Consider the following 14,019-nt stretch of genomic DNA (forward strand, 5'->3'; position numbering starts at 1 on the left):
GTATGACCGTTGAGAGCGGTTACGCGGACATCTTCGGACCACAGGTGCCGCGAACCGGCGACGAGGGGCAGACGGCGACCTTCGCGCTGGCCTCGGCGGCTTACCGGGACAACCCGGTGGCCGACATCAAGAAGGCCGACAACGAATGGCACCAGACGGCCGTCAACGAGGGCCGCAAGTGGGCGACTATCTTCCGCCCGAACCTCGGTGAGGCCTTCTCCGGAGCCCTGGTCTCCCGGATGCTCGGCCCCGGCCGCGCGCCACTGATCCAGTCCTTCGGCACCGAACCGCAGGCGGTCGTCGAGCACGCCCTGGCGGCGAACAACATCCGCCGCGCGCGGGACAACCGGCTGTCCATGATCATGGTGCTGTGCGGTGTGCTGTTCCTGCCCGGGCTCATCGTCTGGCTGCTGGTCTTCCAGCTGCGCAGCCTGGTCGACAAGCGCACGCAGGCCAACAAGCGGGCGGGCGCGATCGCCACCACCCTCCTCGTCGCCGTCGGCGCGATCGCCGTGATCTTCCTGATCAAGATGCCGTTCCACGGCTTCTGGACCTGGTACGCACGCGCGTGCGTCGTCCTCCCGGTCGTCGGCTGGCTGTGGGCCAAGCAGGTCTGCGAGAACACCGCGAAGGACCTGCGCGAGCGCTGGTCCAGCCTGCTGTCGGGCAGCAGCGTCGGCGCGAAGGTTCCCGAGGCGGTGCCGACCAGCCCCGGCGAGACCCAGGCCGAGCAGCTCCGCCAGTCCCTGGCCAAGCTCAGCGCCGAACAGCAGTCGAACTCGATCTTCTACGCCGGCCCCAAGGGCATCCTCGGCATGGGCACCCGCTGGGGCAGCTGGCAGCTCGCCGAGGACCTCATCGCGCGGGACGCCGACCGGGAGATCCACCCCTTCCGCAGCTGGGACGTCATCCGCAACATCCACGACGACCTGCGCATGCTGGAGCGGAACACGATCAACACCGGCGGCTTCCCGAAGGCGTCGATACGCCACTGGATCGTCACGCCGATCGGTGAGGGCTCGAAGGCGGTGTCCCGGCCCGAGGGCACGGACGTGGACGCCTACCAGGTCAAGACGCACGCGATCCAGGACATCTGCAACAAGCAGCAGTTCGGCGCGGGCGACCGGCACTACCTGGGCGTCCAGTGGACGCTCTGGGAGGGCCAGTTGGTCATCACGATGATGATCACGGTCACCGTGCTGCACAAGACCCTGCGCATCGAGATCACCGGCCACGCCCTGGGCCCGGTGAACTCACTGTTCACCGGCAAGCCCTCGGCCCCGACGAAGAGCGTCCAGAAGACCTTCAAGCCGTGGGAGAACCGCAGCGTCAAGCTCCCGCTCGTCCCCGCCGACGAGGTGGTGCGCCTCGCCGTCCGCGCCCCGATCACCTGGTACCCGCCGCTGCTGAACTGGCTCGGCGGTTCCATATCCCTGCCCGAGCCGTTCGGCCTGCGGCACGCCTGGGCCGACCAGCCCTGGCGCCACCGCTTCATGGCCGACGACGCGCTGCGCGCCGCGACCCCGGTGCTCCGCGTGGTCCACGCCGCGGCGATCCGCGTCCTGGACGAGAACGGCGTGGACACGGACAAGTTCAGCAGCCGCTCGTCGGGCCTCAGCGCCGGCGTGCAGGACGTGTCACCGCGCAAGGCCGACCTCTACGACGCGTGAGCCGCCGGCGGTCCGTGAGCCGCCGGCGATCGAGCGGCCCACGTGCGGGCGAGTGAGGGTGCGGGTGCTGCGGTACCCGGAGGAAGCCGACCGGGACCTCGGGCGCCCGAACCTGAGGCGCCCGGACGTCAGACGCCCGGACCTCAGGCGCCGGGGCTCACGCCGTGGGCCACGCGTCCGCCAGCATCTTCCGCGTGTCCGCGAGCAGTTGCGGCAGCACCTTCGTGTGGCCGACCACCGGCATGAAGTTCGTGTCGCCGCCCCAGCGCGGGACGATGTGCTGGTGCAGATGGGCGGCGATGCCCGCGCCCGCGACGCTGCCCTGGTTCATGCCGATGTTGAAGCCGTGCGCGCCGGAGGCGGTCCGCAGGGCCGTCATCGCCTGCTTGGTGAGGGCCGCGAGCTCCCCGGTCTCGGCGTCCGTCAGGTCGGTGTAGTCCGCGACGTGACGGTAGGGCACGACCATCAGATGGCCGCCGTTGTACGGGTACAGGTTCAGCACCCCGTAGACCAGCTCACCGCGCCTGACGATCAACCCGTCCTCGTCCGATTTGGCCGGAATCGAGCAGAAGGGGCAACCGTCGTCCGCACCGGGTCCGGTCGGCTTGTTCTCGCCCTGGATGTAGGCCATCCGGTGGGGCGTCCAGAGGCGTTGGAACGCGTCCGGCGTGCCCACTCCGATCTGCTGCTCCGGCTCACTCGTCATGCAGGGAAGCATATGGCTTCGCCCGTTCGCGGCGTGTCGCCGGGGTTGCGCGAAACCCCTCCCGCGCCAAGCTGGGCCGATGGACGACGACAGCCGCAAGGCCCGCTGGGAGCGGCGCACGGAGATCCCCCTCGCCGTGGCGTCCCTGGTCTTCCTCGCCGCGTACGCCGTGCGCATCCTGGCCCACGGCCTGCCCGCCGACTGGCAGGACGTCTGCCTCGCCGTGCTCTTCGCCGCGTGGGCGCTCTTCGCCGTCGACTACGGGGTCCGCTGGCGGCTGAGCGGCGAGCGGCTGCGCTTCGTCCGCACCCACTGGCTGGACACCCTCGTCCTGCTCCTGCCGCTGCTGCGCCCCCTGCGCATCGTCCGGCTCTACGAGACCGTCCAGCGCCGCCACGGTGAGCCCCGCCTCGCGCTGCACGCGCGCGTCATGGTCTACGCAGGCCTGTCCACCCTCCTGCTGGGCTTCGCCGGCGCCCTCTCCGTCTACCACGAGGAACACGCGGCCCCGGGCGCGACGATGACCACGTTCGGCGACGCCGTGTGGTGGACCTGCGCCACCTTCGCGACCGTCGGCTACGGCGACATCGCCCCCGTCACCCCGCTCGGCCGCCTGATCGCCGTAGGCATGATGGCCATCGGCCTGGCCCTGCTGGGCGCGGTCACCGGAACCTTCGCGTCCTGGCTGCTCCAGGTCTTCGCCCGGGAGGACGACGAGAGGCCCCCGGGGACGTGACATCCCCGGGGGCCTCTCACCGCGGTGGACTCAGACCTGCACCCGGTCCGCCACGACCTGCTCGATCTTGGCGATGGCCTCGTCGAACGCGATGCCGTTCTCCTGCGAGCCGTCGCGGTAGCGGAAGGACACCGTCCCGGCGTTCATGTCCTCGTCGCCGACGATGACCATGAACGGGACCTTCTGCTTCTGCGCGTTGCGGATCTTCTTCTGCATCCGGTCCGAGGACGAGTCGACCTCGACGCGCAGCCCCTTCTTCTTGGCCGCCGCGGCGAACTTCTCCAGGTACTCGACGTGCCCGTCCCCGATCGGGATCCCGACCGCCTGCACCGGCGCCAGCCAGGCGGGGAAGGCACCCGCGTAGTGCTCGAGGAGCACCGCGAAGAACCGCTCGATGGACCCGAACAGCGCGCGGTGGATCATGACGGGCCGCTGCTTGGAGCCGTCCGGACCCGTGTACTCCAGGTCGAAGCGCTCCGGCAGGTTGAAGTCCAGCTGCACGGTGGACATCTGCCAGGTCCGGCCGATCGCGTCCTTCGTCTGGACGGAGATCTTCGGGCCGTAGAACGCGGCACCACCCGGGTCGGGGACGAGCGGCAGACCCTGCTTCTCGGCCACCTGGCGGAGCGTCTCGGTGGCCTCCTCCCAGACCTCGTCCGAGCCGACGAACTTCTCCGGGTCCTTGGTCGACAGCTCCAGGTAGAAGTCCGTCAGGCCGTAGTCCCGCAGCAGGTTGAGGACGAAGGTGAGCGTCTTGTCGAGCTCGTCGGCCATCTGCTCGCGCGTGCAGTAGATGTGCGCGTCGTCCTGCGTGAAGCCGCGCGCCCGGGTCAGACCGTGCACGACGCCGGACTTCTCGTACCGGTACACGGTCCCGAACTCGAAGAGGCGCAGCGGGAGTTCACGGTAGGAACGGCCGCGCGCGTCGAAGATCAGGTTGTGCATCGGGCAGTTCATGGGCTTGAGGTAGTAGTCCACGCCCTCGTCGAGCTGCATGGGCGGGTACATGCCGTCGGCGTACCAGTCCAGGTGGCCGGACGTCTCGAAGAGCTTCCCCTTCGTCGCGTGCGGGGTGTAGACGAACTCGTAGCCCTCCTCCTCGTGGCGGCGCCGCGAGTAGTCCTCCATGACCCGGCGGACGACACCGCCCTTGGGGTGGAAGACGGCGAGGCCGGAGCCGATCTGGTCCGGGATGGAGAAGAGGTCCAGCTCGTTGCCCAGCTTGCGGTGGTCGCGCTTCTCGGCCTCGATCAGGAAGTCGAGGTGCGCCTTCAGCTCCTCCTTGGAGGGCCAGGCGGTGCCGTAGATGCGCTGGAGCATGGGGTTCTTCTCGCTGCCGCGCCAGTAGGCGGCCGCGTTGCGCATCAGCTTGAAGGCCGGGATGTTGCGCGTGGTGGGTAGGTGCGGGCCCCGGCAGAGGTCCTTCCAGCACAGGTCGCCGGTCTTGGCGTCGAGGTTGTCGTAGATCGTCAGCTCGCCGCCGCCGACCTCGACGTCCGCGCCGTCGTCGGTGGACGCGGAGCCCTTGATGCCGATGAGTTCGAGCTTGTACGGCTCGTCCGCCAGCTCCTCGCGGGCGTCCTCGTCGGTCACCACGCGGCGCGAGAAGCGCTGGCCGCGCTTCTGGATCTCCTGCATCTTCTTCTCGATGGCCTTGAGATCCTCGGGCGTGAACGGCCGCTCGACGTCGAAGTCGTAGTAGAAACCGTCCTTGACCGGCGGGCCGATGCCCAGCTTGGCCTCGGGGAACAGCTCCTGCACGGCCTGCGCCATGACGTGCGCGGTGGAGTGGCGCAGGATGTTGAGGCCGTCGGCGGAGGAGATCTCGACGCCCTCGACCTCGTCCCCCTCGGAGACGACGTAGGCGAGGTCCTTGAGCTCTCCGGCCACGCGCGCGGCGATGACCGAGCGCTCGCCGGCGAAGAGCTCGGCGGCCGTCGTGCCCGTCGTCACCGTGCGCTCTTCCCGCTCGGAATCGCGTTGGATGATCACACGGACGTCTGACACCGGTCTCTCCTGACTGCAGGGTGGATGCGGCGCCATACCGGGAGCGCGCGCAATAGGGGATCGTACCGACCCTAAGGGGCCCACCGCGAAACGGTCGCCCCCGCTCCCCCTCGCCCCGTCCTCCCTCAGTCCTCCCCGCTGCACGCCTCCTCGAAGAAGGCAGTGCCTTCCACATTCCCCTGGATCGACTTCATCAGCCGGTCCCGCTCCGCCTCGTCCACCTGCACGGGTACGACCCCGGAGGCACCGGTCAGCCGGCGGAACCCGCCCCGGCTCTCCAGCCGCCCGTGCACCCGTACCGGCAGCCCGACGAGATGGGCGTGCCCGGCTATCCGGTACGACTCCTCGTCCAGCGTCATCCGCACATGCCCGACCTCGGCCCCGGCGATCACCTGCATCCGTACGGTGCCCTCGCCGCGCGGTCCCGACCGGCGCATCCGCACCACCGTGCCGGTGACGCGCACCGGCATGGCGGGTTCCTCGCGCAGATAGCGGGCCCCGGCCGCGCGCAGCACGGGCAGGTCGCCGGGCGAGAACTCGACGGCCTCGGCGGGCGCGGCACAGCCCGCGGGGACACCCGCGCCGGGCGCCCACTCGACGGCGATCCGGGCCCCCTCCGTACCGCGCACGAGCGCGACGACGGCTTCGGTCAACTCCCGGCTCACGCCCGCTTCCACGGCCCCGTCGAAGGCGTCCATACCGCCGGTGGCCCGCTCGTAGTCGATGGCCTCGCGGGTGGCGTACAGGGCCTGGTGGAGGCGTACGGCGAGGGGGCGGCCGGTCTCGACCGGGACGAACGCGGTGAGGTGACGGCCGCCGGACGCGGAGCCGACGAGGACGTGTTCGAGGGAGGCGGCGGCGGGGCGGCGGTGGCGGGCGCCGTAGTAGCCGGCCCGCGCGCGGGTGGCGAGGGCGGCGGCGAGCAGCATCTGCCGTGCGGCGGCGCGGAGTTGCTCCTCCACAGTCCAGGACGCGGCGCCCGCCGGGCCGGTCGGGATGTCCCGCCACCAGCGGATCTCGTCGCTCGGTACGGCGAGGCCGACGAGGACCTCGCGGGCGGAGGGGGTGTTGCTGCGGGCGAGCGCGTCGAGGGCCTCGCCGAGGAGGTCGTCGCTGTCGGGGAAGGCCCGGCTCTCGGGGACCAGCAGGCTGGTGCCGGAGCCGCCGGGCCCGGGTGGGGTCCAGCGGCCGTACCGTCCGGGGGCTCCGCCGCGCCGCTGCCAGCCGTGCCGGCGCAGCAGGGCGCCGAGGACGGCGGGGTCGACCTGGTCGGGCTCCGGGGGCTGCTCCCAGGAGGCGGGGTCGACGGGGTGCGGCCGTACCGTCCGCAGGTGTTCCTCGACCGAGCGGTGCCTCATGGCCTGCCTCCCGTCCCGACCCGCGTCATGATCTCGCACAGCGCCCGGTCGTCGAAGATGCGCGAGGTCTGTATGCGCACGGTGGTCCGGGTCCTGCCGGTGATGGCGTGACCGGCGAGGTTGACCCAGTAGCAGCAGTGCCGCAGATCGAGCCGGTCGTGGCTGGCGCGCAGCCAGTCGTCCTGGGAACGCGGGACGAGCATCACGACGAGGATCTTGTGCACCGAGACCGGTGTGCGGGCGAGCTTGCGCAGGTGGTCGTTGTCGAGCGTGAAGGAGAAGGAACGTCCCGGCGGGTTCGGCGGGATCTGGTAAGTGCACTTGAGCTGCACTTTGATCGTGACCTCGTCGTCCACCGTGTGCCCGGGCGAGCCGTGGCTGACGTGCCAGTCGATGCCGTTGTCCGGGAACGGCTGGGACAGCGAGCAGCCGGCCGCGGCGGCGACGGCGTGCAGATAGCCCACCTGCAGTGTCTCCATGCAGGCGGTGGTGGCGAGCGATCCGCGCTGGGGTGCCGTCCGTTCGGGCAGCAGCCCGCCCCGCTCGGGCTGCGCTATCACCATGGCCAACAGCCTTCCAAGTTCAGGTGAATTGTGTCGCTGAATGCCTGCTCCGGGTCGCTGAACTGCAAAGACCCGCACTCCTGTTGTGTCCTTCCGGCGTACGGCGCAAACAGCCCGGGTATCACCAAACAGGCAGAAGACGGTGCGTCAGCTGCCGTGGGTGAACGAGGAGTTGTGTACGTATGACGTGCTGGTACGAGGGCCCGTTGGCCGCGTTCGACACGGAGACCACGGGCGTGGATGTGGAGACCGACCGGATCGTGTCGGCCGCCGTCGTCGTCCAGGACGCCCCCGGTACCCGCCCGCGGGCGGTCCGGTGGCTGGTCGACCCGGGGGTGCCGGTGCCCGCCGGGGCGACGGCGATCCATGGACTGACGGACGAGCATCTTCAGCGCAACGGCCGCTGGCCGGCGCCGGTGATGCACGAGATAGCCGACGAGCTGGCCGAACAGGCGGCGATGGGGCGGCCGTTGGTGGTGATGAACGCGCCGTTCGACCTGACCCTGCTGGACCGTGAGCTGCGCCGCCATCGCGCGACCTCGCTGGAGCACTGGTTCCAGGCGACGCCGCTGCGGGTGCTGGACCCCCGGGTCCTGGACAAGCACCTGGACCGCTACCGCAAGGGCCGCCGCACCCTGACCGACCTGTGCGCGCACTACGGCGTCGAGCTGGAGGGCGCGCACGACGCGGGCGCGGACGCGCTGGCGTCCCTGGAGGTCGTACGGGCGCTGGGCCGCCGTTTCGCGACGCGCATGGAGCGGCTGTCCCCGGCCGAGCTGCACACCCTGCAGTCGACCTGGCACGCGGCCCAGGCGCGCGGCCTCCAGGCGTGGTTCGCGCGCAGCGGCACCCCGGAGTCGGTGGACCAGTCGTGGCCCCTGCGCCCGGACCTGACGGCGGAGGCCGCCTAGCGTGCGGGCCGACAAAAAAGCCGGTCCGCTGCTGCGGACCGGCCTTTCCCGGTGGGCGACGAGGTACCCGACTGGAACACGAAGCCTCGGTTGCGGGCCCTTCTGGGCCTTCTCGGCGCGCTTCCTGACCCCACTACGCCCTTGCCGAGGCGAGAGCGGCGACCCAAGACCGGTAGGGCCAAGCGCCTCAAGGAAGAGCAGGTCGCAAAGCTATGCCAGGCATACAAAGCTGGAGCGACTCTGCAACAACTCTCCGACGACTTCGACATCGTTCCAATGACAGTGAGCGCCATCCTCAAGCGTCAAGGCATCAAAACCCGCTGGCGCAAGCTCACTGAGGCGGATGTGGACGAAGCGGAGCGGCTATACACCCAGGGCATGTCGCTTGCCAAGATTGGTGACCGACTTGGGGTCACAGATTGCGCCGTGCGCTATCGACTCATCAAACGCGAAGTCAAGATGCGCGGCCCTCACGATCGAACCTAACAGCTTTCAACCTTTAGATTAGCCCCACCTACGACACATCAGGGTGGGGCTAATCGCGCTCCATAAACAATCTTTAAGCTCCAATCTCTATAAATGAACATGCCAACCAACAACAGGAGGGAAATCTAAATGAACGAACAAGCGCCAGACACACAAGGACAAGTAGCAGCCGAGGAAGAACGCAAGCCGGTCGTGTTCGCCGTACGCATTGATCCAGTTCTACGGGAGCAGATCGAGGGGTTACGCGGCATAACCGAACAGAGCGTTAACGATGTTGGCGTAGAGGCACTCAACGATTGGGTCGTCAAGACACTAGAGGACGAGAGCATCCAGCAGAAAGCCATGGCCGAACTTGACGCCGAGGAACAACGGCTCCAAGAGCGACGAGCAGCCATCGCAGGGATCTTGGGTACCAAGGCCAGCGAAGCGGCCACCTCGGGCGAGGCTACAGCTGAAGCAACCCCTACGAGCCGAGGCGGCCGACGCCCGAAAACTAACTAGAAATCCGGGGCGGTACGTAGCTGCCGCACCGTGCATTTCCCCAGCCAGTCAGAGCCCCCTCGAGCGAACCATAAATGTGTTGGCTGAACGGCACTCGCTCCTTGGGTACATTCGCATACCCGCCCCACTCTTGTAGCTCCTCGTCCGTAGCATGATGAATGCAGTAGTTAAAGCGGTCATAGAGCGGCGGGTCGTTGAACAGGAACCAGAAGTATGGGAATTTCTCCGGCACGGCGCCACTTAGCTCGCGCAACCTCTCCGTGCCAGTCTGGCTAATGTACTTCTCGGGAGCCCCCTCGATCAGCCCTGCCGCTTCATCTAGAAATCCAGCAGTCAAGTAGCAGAGGTACAAAGAGGCGAGCAGTACAGCGGTCTTGGAGTACGGTTGACGCATTCCCACACGAGTGTCCCCGTAGCGCACATTGCTGTTGTCGTGCAGGTTGCGAGCAGCGTCGTGCGTCGGGTGCAGGAACTTTCCGAGGAAGGTGTAGTGAGCTTCAATCCTGGCGATTACAGGAGCATCGATGAGCTCGTTCAGTTCAAGAAACTCCAGCAGGCCATCATACGACAGATAGAACTTGTAGTTCAGTGCACTCTCAGCGCGATGCCCTTTGAGGGCCTTCACAAGCTCGGGCTCCGGTTCGTAATACTGAAAGTAGTCCTCCTCCTTGAGGCGCATGGTCTCCGGATGAAATTCCCGGAAGTGGAAGTAGTGAGCTGGCAGGATGAAGTCAGGATCGTCCTCAAACTTGTACCCCTCGAACACATACATGAGATGCCGTGCCGTGCGCGGGGCCTTCTTGACGTCAATGACACTCGTCTTGCCTGATGCGCGTAGTGTGGCGTACTTTTCGCGCTCGTCGCGGAGAAATTTCTTAAACTCCGCCTCCTTTAGGTTAGTCATATCACGGAGCTTAAAGACCTTTTTGCCGCGACACATCAGAATGAACAGGAGGTAGTGCTCAAGGAGTGAACGGCCGAGCCCAAGCGCATCGGCGATTTTCTGGTTCTCAATTAGCAGCAGACAGCTTTCCACCGTCTCCATGCGAACATTCACAAAGTCGAGCATCTCGTTATACGCCGCGAACTGGGTTTCACCAACCTTGATCTTCGAACCCCACGCCGCATACTCAATGAGCATGGCACGCGTAAGTTCATTCACTCGGCCAATCTCAGCGTCCAAGTTTCCAGTCACTCATATCTCCTTCTAGCACCTCAAGCCACAGACCCTCTTATACCGGAACACTGAAGCAAAAACAAGAGATGCATGATCAGTAAGAACTAGGCACCGCCGACGTCGGGCGACCAATCATCCGGCCAGTTTTCTGGGTCGTGGCTCTTCAACCAGTCAAGGGCCAGATGGTTCTTCGCCTCTTCCCTGAGCGCCGCTCTAACTGCCGCCCTGGTCTTAATATTGCGAGACTCGTAAAAATCTACCAGCTCAAAGAAGGCTTTACGGATGTTCCTTTCGAGGAACTCCACATCATCATTCGTAAAGAACTCCGGAAACTCCCCATGCACGACATACGATCGGACCTTGTCGTACAGGTAATACAACCTTTTAGGATCAGGGAAACTACCCGTAACCGTGTGCCCAAGCGTAGTTCGATAGAAGACGAGCGGGCGAGACTTCAGGCCCCCCGACTTGTCACCCAACATCGCCTCCAGTGCCGAGAAAATGAAAGAAACGCGATGAAATGGATCAGTCGCAATCTGCGCCTCGTCTAGCCACTTAAGCGCAAGCGCCGCCTGTCGTTGCATCTTACTCGCGTTCCCATGAGGCACACTCAAGAATGAGAAGTTAGCAAGGATCTCCCCTGGTGGCTTCGGCAACCCAAGCGTAGTGGGGGCATCGACATGCCGTTGAAAACCGCGTCCACGCTCCTCAATAATATATTCTTCGCCAACCCGGAATCTCAGTTGCATACTATGGAAGAGACCCTGTTGCGCCAAACTTACCCGCAAGATACGTACGGCGTGGGCCACATGCTCCCGAGCGCGCATAACCATGCGATCTGAGGCAGTGCCGGTAGCTTTTACTCGGGCAACACTTCCGCAATTTTCATTGTGTCGAAAGAAATCACCATCCTTCGTATCCCCTTCAGGCAAGGGGAGAAACTCAACGTCAGCCAGTGTAAAAGACTCGCCGATCTCTAGATGGTCAATACCAAATCTGATCGACAGGGACCGCAGCTCCTTTTGATTATCAAAGAGGAAGCCAGCGACGTGATCCGTACTCCGATCAAGAGCAGATTGGCACACAAAGCGCCATACGCGCTTATCGGCGTCTTTACTCAGATGTTCGAATCGCAAGTCAGCCAATAGAGCTTCGACCAGCTCGGTGATCTGACCGGATACAGCAGGGCCAACGTGCAGCATCTTGGCTTCTTCTGTAGCCAGATCATCAGGGATAACTTGCGTGCGCCCCCACGGCCCATCTAGAGTTCCTTCGGAACGTGCGTCAAATTGGAGTTTTTTAAGAAGTTTCCTAAGATCCATTTTCAAATTATACAATCTGCCGTCTCGTTTGCTCATTCATTTCCCAAGGCTGCTGCGAGACCTCCCAGTCACGTGCTGCCCGAACTACTCTTGCTGCATGCCAACTACAGACGTGAGCGTCCGCACCCTCGACGGTCTTCACCTCGCCGGCACCTTGGTCGAGTCAAGAACACCAACACCCCGAGTGGTCGTACTCGTGCACGGTGGTGGTGTCACCCGTGAGGAGGGCGGCTTCTTCACGCGACTCGCGGCTGGACTGGCTGGAGCGGGGGTTGCTTCGTTGCGCTTCGACCTCCGCGGCCACGGTCAGAGCGAAGGTCGGCAGGAAGAGCTGACGCTCTCCACGATCCTCAACGACATCCGAGTCGTGCTTGCGTACACCCGCGAAACAACAGGAGCCGACGACATCACGCTGCTCGGGGCCAGCTTCGGCGGTGGCCTCTGCGCCTACTACGCAGCGAAGCGTCCCGAGGAGGTCTCGCGCCTCGTGCTGTTCAATCCGCAACTCAACTACAAGCGGCGCACCATCGACAGTCGGCCCTACTGGACTGATGACGTCATCAGCGAGGAGGCCGCGGCCGAGTTGACCGAGCGCGGGGCCATCCAGTTCACGCCCACGCTTCGGCACGGCCGCCCGATGATGAACGAGGTGTTCTGGCTCAAGCCGCACAAAGCACTGGGCGAGGTTCAGGCGCCAACGCTCATCGTGCACGGCACGGCGGACACACTCGTGCCGTTCGAGTCGTCTCAGGACGCTGTTGCCCGCTTCACCGCACCGGTAGAGCTGGTGCCAGTGGAAGGCTCACAGCATGGCTTCGCCGTTCACGATGACCCGCAGTACCTCGACCCGAAGAGCCAGGAGTACCAGGCGTTCGTGATCCGTACGGTGACGGACTGGCTCACCGCTACGCCGTAAGCGACTCGCGGAATTCTCGGACGGCGGGTCGGCTACGCCAGCAGTCAAGGGTCTGCAACACCTCGCCGAGAACACGGACTGTGCGCTCCGACTTGACCTCGTGAGCCACGGCCGCTGACGCCTTGCCGACCTTCGCTGCTTCGTCAGGCTCGCCGCTGAGAGCCAGCGCCGCCGCGCGCCGCGCATTGAAGAACCCAGTGTCGCGTCGGGACAGCGCTCCGGTGGTGAGGACGTCGCTGAACAGGTCGGCAGCGAGGCCAGGCTTTCCGGCCTCGGTGAGCGTAATGGCGTCACGCAGCACGCGGGTCGGGCTGGTGAAGGACGCCCCGAGGCCGTCTGGTGCGTCCTCTGGTGCGTTGGCCAGCAGCGTCTCCGCCTCGGCCAGCTGGCCACGCACCACGTCGAGCGGATCACCGAGCATGGCCCGGCCGAGCGCCTCTTGCTGTGTCACCTCGGCTCGTACCCGCGCCGGCAGCTGCCAGCGATCGTGTCCTGCTGCCTGGGCAAGCGTCAGCATCCGCAGCGCATCGCGCTCGTCATACGCCATCTGCGACTTCTTCAGCAGGACATAGCCCTGCATGGCTGCGTTGTCGGCCTCCTGTGCCCACTCCATGGCCCGGTCGTACCAGAACACGGCCGCCTGGGGCTGATGGATGTCGCGGTACAGCCAGCCAGCGAACTCAGCTCCGTCTGCACCCACCGCCAGCAGCTCGCGCCGCACCTCCGGCTTCACGTCTCGCGCCTGGCTCTCGACAGCGCCGAGCAGGCCAAGCATGACCGGCAGCGTCTTCTTGGGGCCAAGCGCACCGTCATCGCGTTTGGCCTTGTCGAGGACACGACGGAAGTAGTCGACCACCGGCCCGTCGAAGTAGCGGTGGGAGTCGTCGAGTGCGCTCGCAACGTGTTGCAGCTCATCCAGGCCGAGGCCGGGCAGCGCTACAGCAGCAACACCGTTCCTGAGAAAGCTTCGACGGTTCAAGGGGCTCATTGGGTCTCGCTCTGTGGCTTGGGCGGACGCGTCCGCCGAGTGACCAACCAAGCTGCCCAGCCCGCTCGTTGCAATCGCCTCTGCATCGAGGAGAACGAGCACAGTGCGACCATTGACCACGACCGGCAGCACCCCGCCGGCCAGTGGTGGCTCCGGGTTTGGAGCTGGCTCTTCAGGCAGAGGTCGAGCGGCGACGACCGCGGTAGCAGTGGCCCGCCCAACGACAGGCAGCTTGAACCACAGTAGGTCTGGCGGAATCCGCAGGCTATGCGCCCATCTCATGAGCTTGCCGAGGTCTTGCGGCGCCTTGCCACTCTCGATGCGGCTTAACTGCGCCTGGTTCAGTTCCAACCAACTAGCCATCAGCTCTTGTGACAGCACTCGGCCATGCCAGGGGTGCGATCGGTAGGCGTAGAACACCTGGCCCATATGCCAGCTTGCGAGCGCCTCGTGCATCCGTTCGTGCTGCCAGAACTCCACCGGCACGATAGGCGAAACATCAGCACTGGCCGCTGCATCGAGGTTCTTTCGCTGACAGGTAGAGCAACGCTCGCCGTGATTGTCCCGGGCCAGCCGCGTACCGCAAGTGCAGTATCGAGCGTGCTGCCCTGCCATGTGCCGCTCCCTGTGGGGGCCTTGCCGGTTACGCCAGTGCCAAGCCTACGGACTTTAGGCCGC

General features: G+C 65.6%; 13 protein-coding genes. 6 read left to right on the forward strand and 7 right to left on the reverse strand.

Annotated elements, in window-relative coordinates:
* Positions 1-2: 2 nt before the first annotated feature.
* Positions 3-1,670: a hypothetical protein gene (locus ACIPTO_RS26850; RefSeq protein ID WP_366323090.1), complete on the forward strand. Its 1,668-nt coding sequence runs from the start codon at positions 3-5 to the stop codon at positions 1,668-1,670.
* A 157-nt stretch (positions 1,671-1,827) separates the two neighbouring features.
* Here ACIPTO_RS26850 and ACIPTO_RS26855 read toward each other — a convergent pair whose 3' ends face one another.
* Entirely contained in the window at positions 1,828-2,388 is a 561-nt protein-coding gene (locus tag ACIPTO_RS26855) for an HIT domain-containing protein (protein WP_366323088.1), read from the reverse strand.
* 67 nt (positions 2,389-2,455) lie between these two features.
* Here ACIPTO_RS26855 and ACIPTO_RS26860 point away from each other — a divergent pair, with 67 nt between their 5' ends.
* A complete protein-coding gene (locus ACIPTO_RS26860) occupies positions 2,456-3,112 on the forward strand; it encodes a potassium channel family protein (RefSeq protein WP_401196269.1) in 657 nt (218 codons plus the stop codon).
* 30 nt (positions 3,113-3,142) lie between these two features.
* Here the strand turns inward: ACIPTO_RS26860 and thrS are convergent, their stop codons facing one another.
* From thrS to ACIPTO_RS26875, 3 genes are all read right to left on the reverse strand, one after another.
* Positions 3,143-5,119, reverse strand: a complete 1,977-nt coding sequence (gene thrS, locus ACIPTO_RS26865) for a threonine--tRNA ligase (protein ID WP_366323084.1) — start codon at positions 5,117-5,119, stop codon at positions 3,143-3,145.
* A 125-nt stretch (positions 5,120-5,244) separates the two neighbouring features.
* Positions 5,245-6,477, reverse strand: a complete 1,233-nt coding sequence (locus ACIPTO_RS26870; RefSeq protein ID WP_401196272.1) for a hypothetical protein — start codon at positions 6,475-6,477, stop codon at positions 5,245-5,247.
* The gene (locus ACIPTO_RS26875; RefSeq protein ID WP_401196274.1) at positions 6,474-7,040 is read right to left on the reverse strand and encodes a DUF4365 domain-containing protein; all 567 of its coding nucleotides are present in this window, start codon (positions 7,038-7,040) and stop codon (positions 6,474-6,476) included. Before ACIPTO_RS26875 ends, ACIPTO_RS26870 begins: the two co-directional genes overlap by 4 nt.
* A 182-nt stretch (positions 7,041-7,222) precedes the next feature.
* Between ACIPTO_RS26875 and ACIPTO_RS26880 the strand changes: the two genes are divergently transcribed.
* The 3 genes from ACIPTO_RS26880 to ACIPTO_RS26890 all read left to right on the forward strand — a co-directional run bounded on the left by ACIPTO_RS26880 (position 7,223) and on the right by ACIPTO_RS26890 (position 8,938).
* Positions 7,223-7,951 carry a 3'-5' exonuclease gene (locus ACIPTO_RS26880; RefSeq protein WP_401196276.1) on the forward strand — a complete coding sequence of 243 codons (729 nt, stop codon included), beginning with the start codon at positions 7,223-7,225 and terminating at the stop codon, positions 7,949-7,951.
* A 51-nt stretch (positions 7,952-8,002) separates the two neighbouring features.
* Positions 8,003-8,437: a helix-turn-helix domain-containing protein gene (locus ACIPTO_RS26885; protein WP_401196279.1), complete on the forward strand. Its 435-nt coding sequence runs from the start codon at positions 8,003-8,005 to the stop codon at positions 8,435-8,437.
* 129 nt (positions 8,438-8,566) lie between these two features.
* Complete coding sequence (locus tag ACIPTO_RS26890; RefSeq protein WP_401196282.1) at positions 8,567-8,938, forward strand: hypothetical protein; 372 nt, start codon at positions 8,567-8,569, stop codon at positions 8,936-8,938.
* On the opposite strand, the gene ACIPTO_RS26895 is transcribed toward ACIPTO_RS26890, so the two are convergent.
* Complete coding sequence (locus ACIPTO_RS26895; RefSeq protein WP_401196284.1) at positions 8,931-10,133, reverse strand: hypothetical protein; 1,203 nt, start codon at positions 10,131-10,133, stop codon at positions 8,931-8,933. The genes ACIPTO_RS26890 and ACIPTO_RS26895 overlap by 8 nt on opposite strands.
* An 86-nt stretch (positions 10,134-10,219) precedes the next feature.
* Entirely contained in the window at positions 10,220-11,473 is a 1,254-nt protein-coding gene (locus ACIPTO_RS26900) for a hypothetical protein (RefSeq protein WP_401196286.1), read from the reverse strand.
* Between the two features lie 61 nt (positions 11,474-11,534).
* Here ACIPTO_RS26900 and ACIPTO_RS26905 point away from each other — a divergent pair, with 61 nt between their 5' ends.
* Positions 11,535-12,353 (forward strand): alpha/beta hydrolase, encoded by an 819-nt coding sequence (locus ACIPTO_RS26905; protein ID WP_401196289.1) that lies wholly within the window; start codon positions 11,535-11,537, stop codon positions 12,351-12,353.
* Here the strand turns inward: ACIPTO_RS26905 and ACIPTO_RS26910 are convergent.
* Positions 12,343-13,797, reverse strand: a complete 1,455-nt coding sequence (locus tag ACIPTO_RS26910) for a helix-turn-helix domain-containing protein (RefSeq protein WP_401196777.1) — start codon at positions 13,795-13,797, stop codon at positions 12,343-12,345. The genes ACIPTO_RS26905 and ACIPTO_RS26910 overlap by 11 nt on opposite strands.
* Positions 13,798-14,019 lie beyond the last annotated feature (222 nt).

Source organism: Streptomyces sp. NPDC090083 (genome assembly GCF_044747445.1).
In the GTDB taxonomy this organism is placed as follows: Bacteria; Actinomycetota; Actinomycetes; order Streptomycetales; family Streptomycetaceae; genus Streptomyces.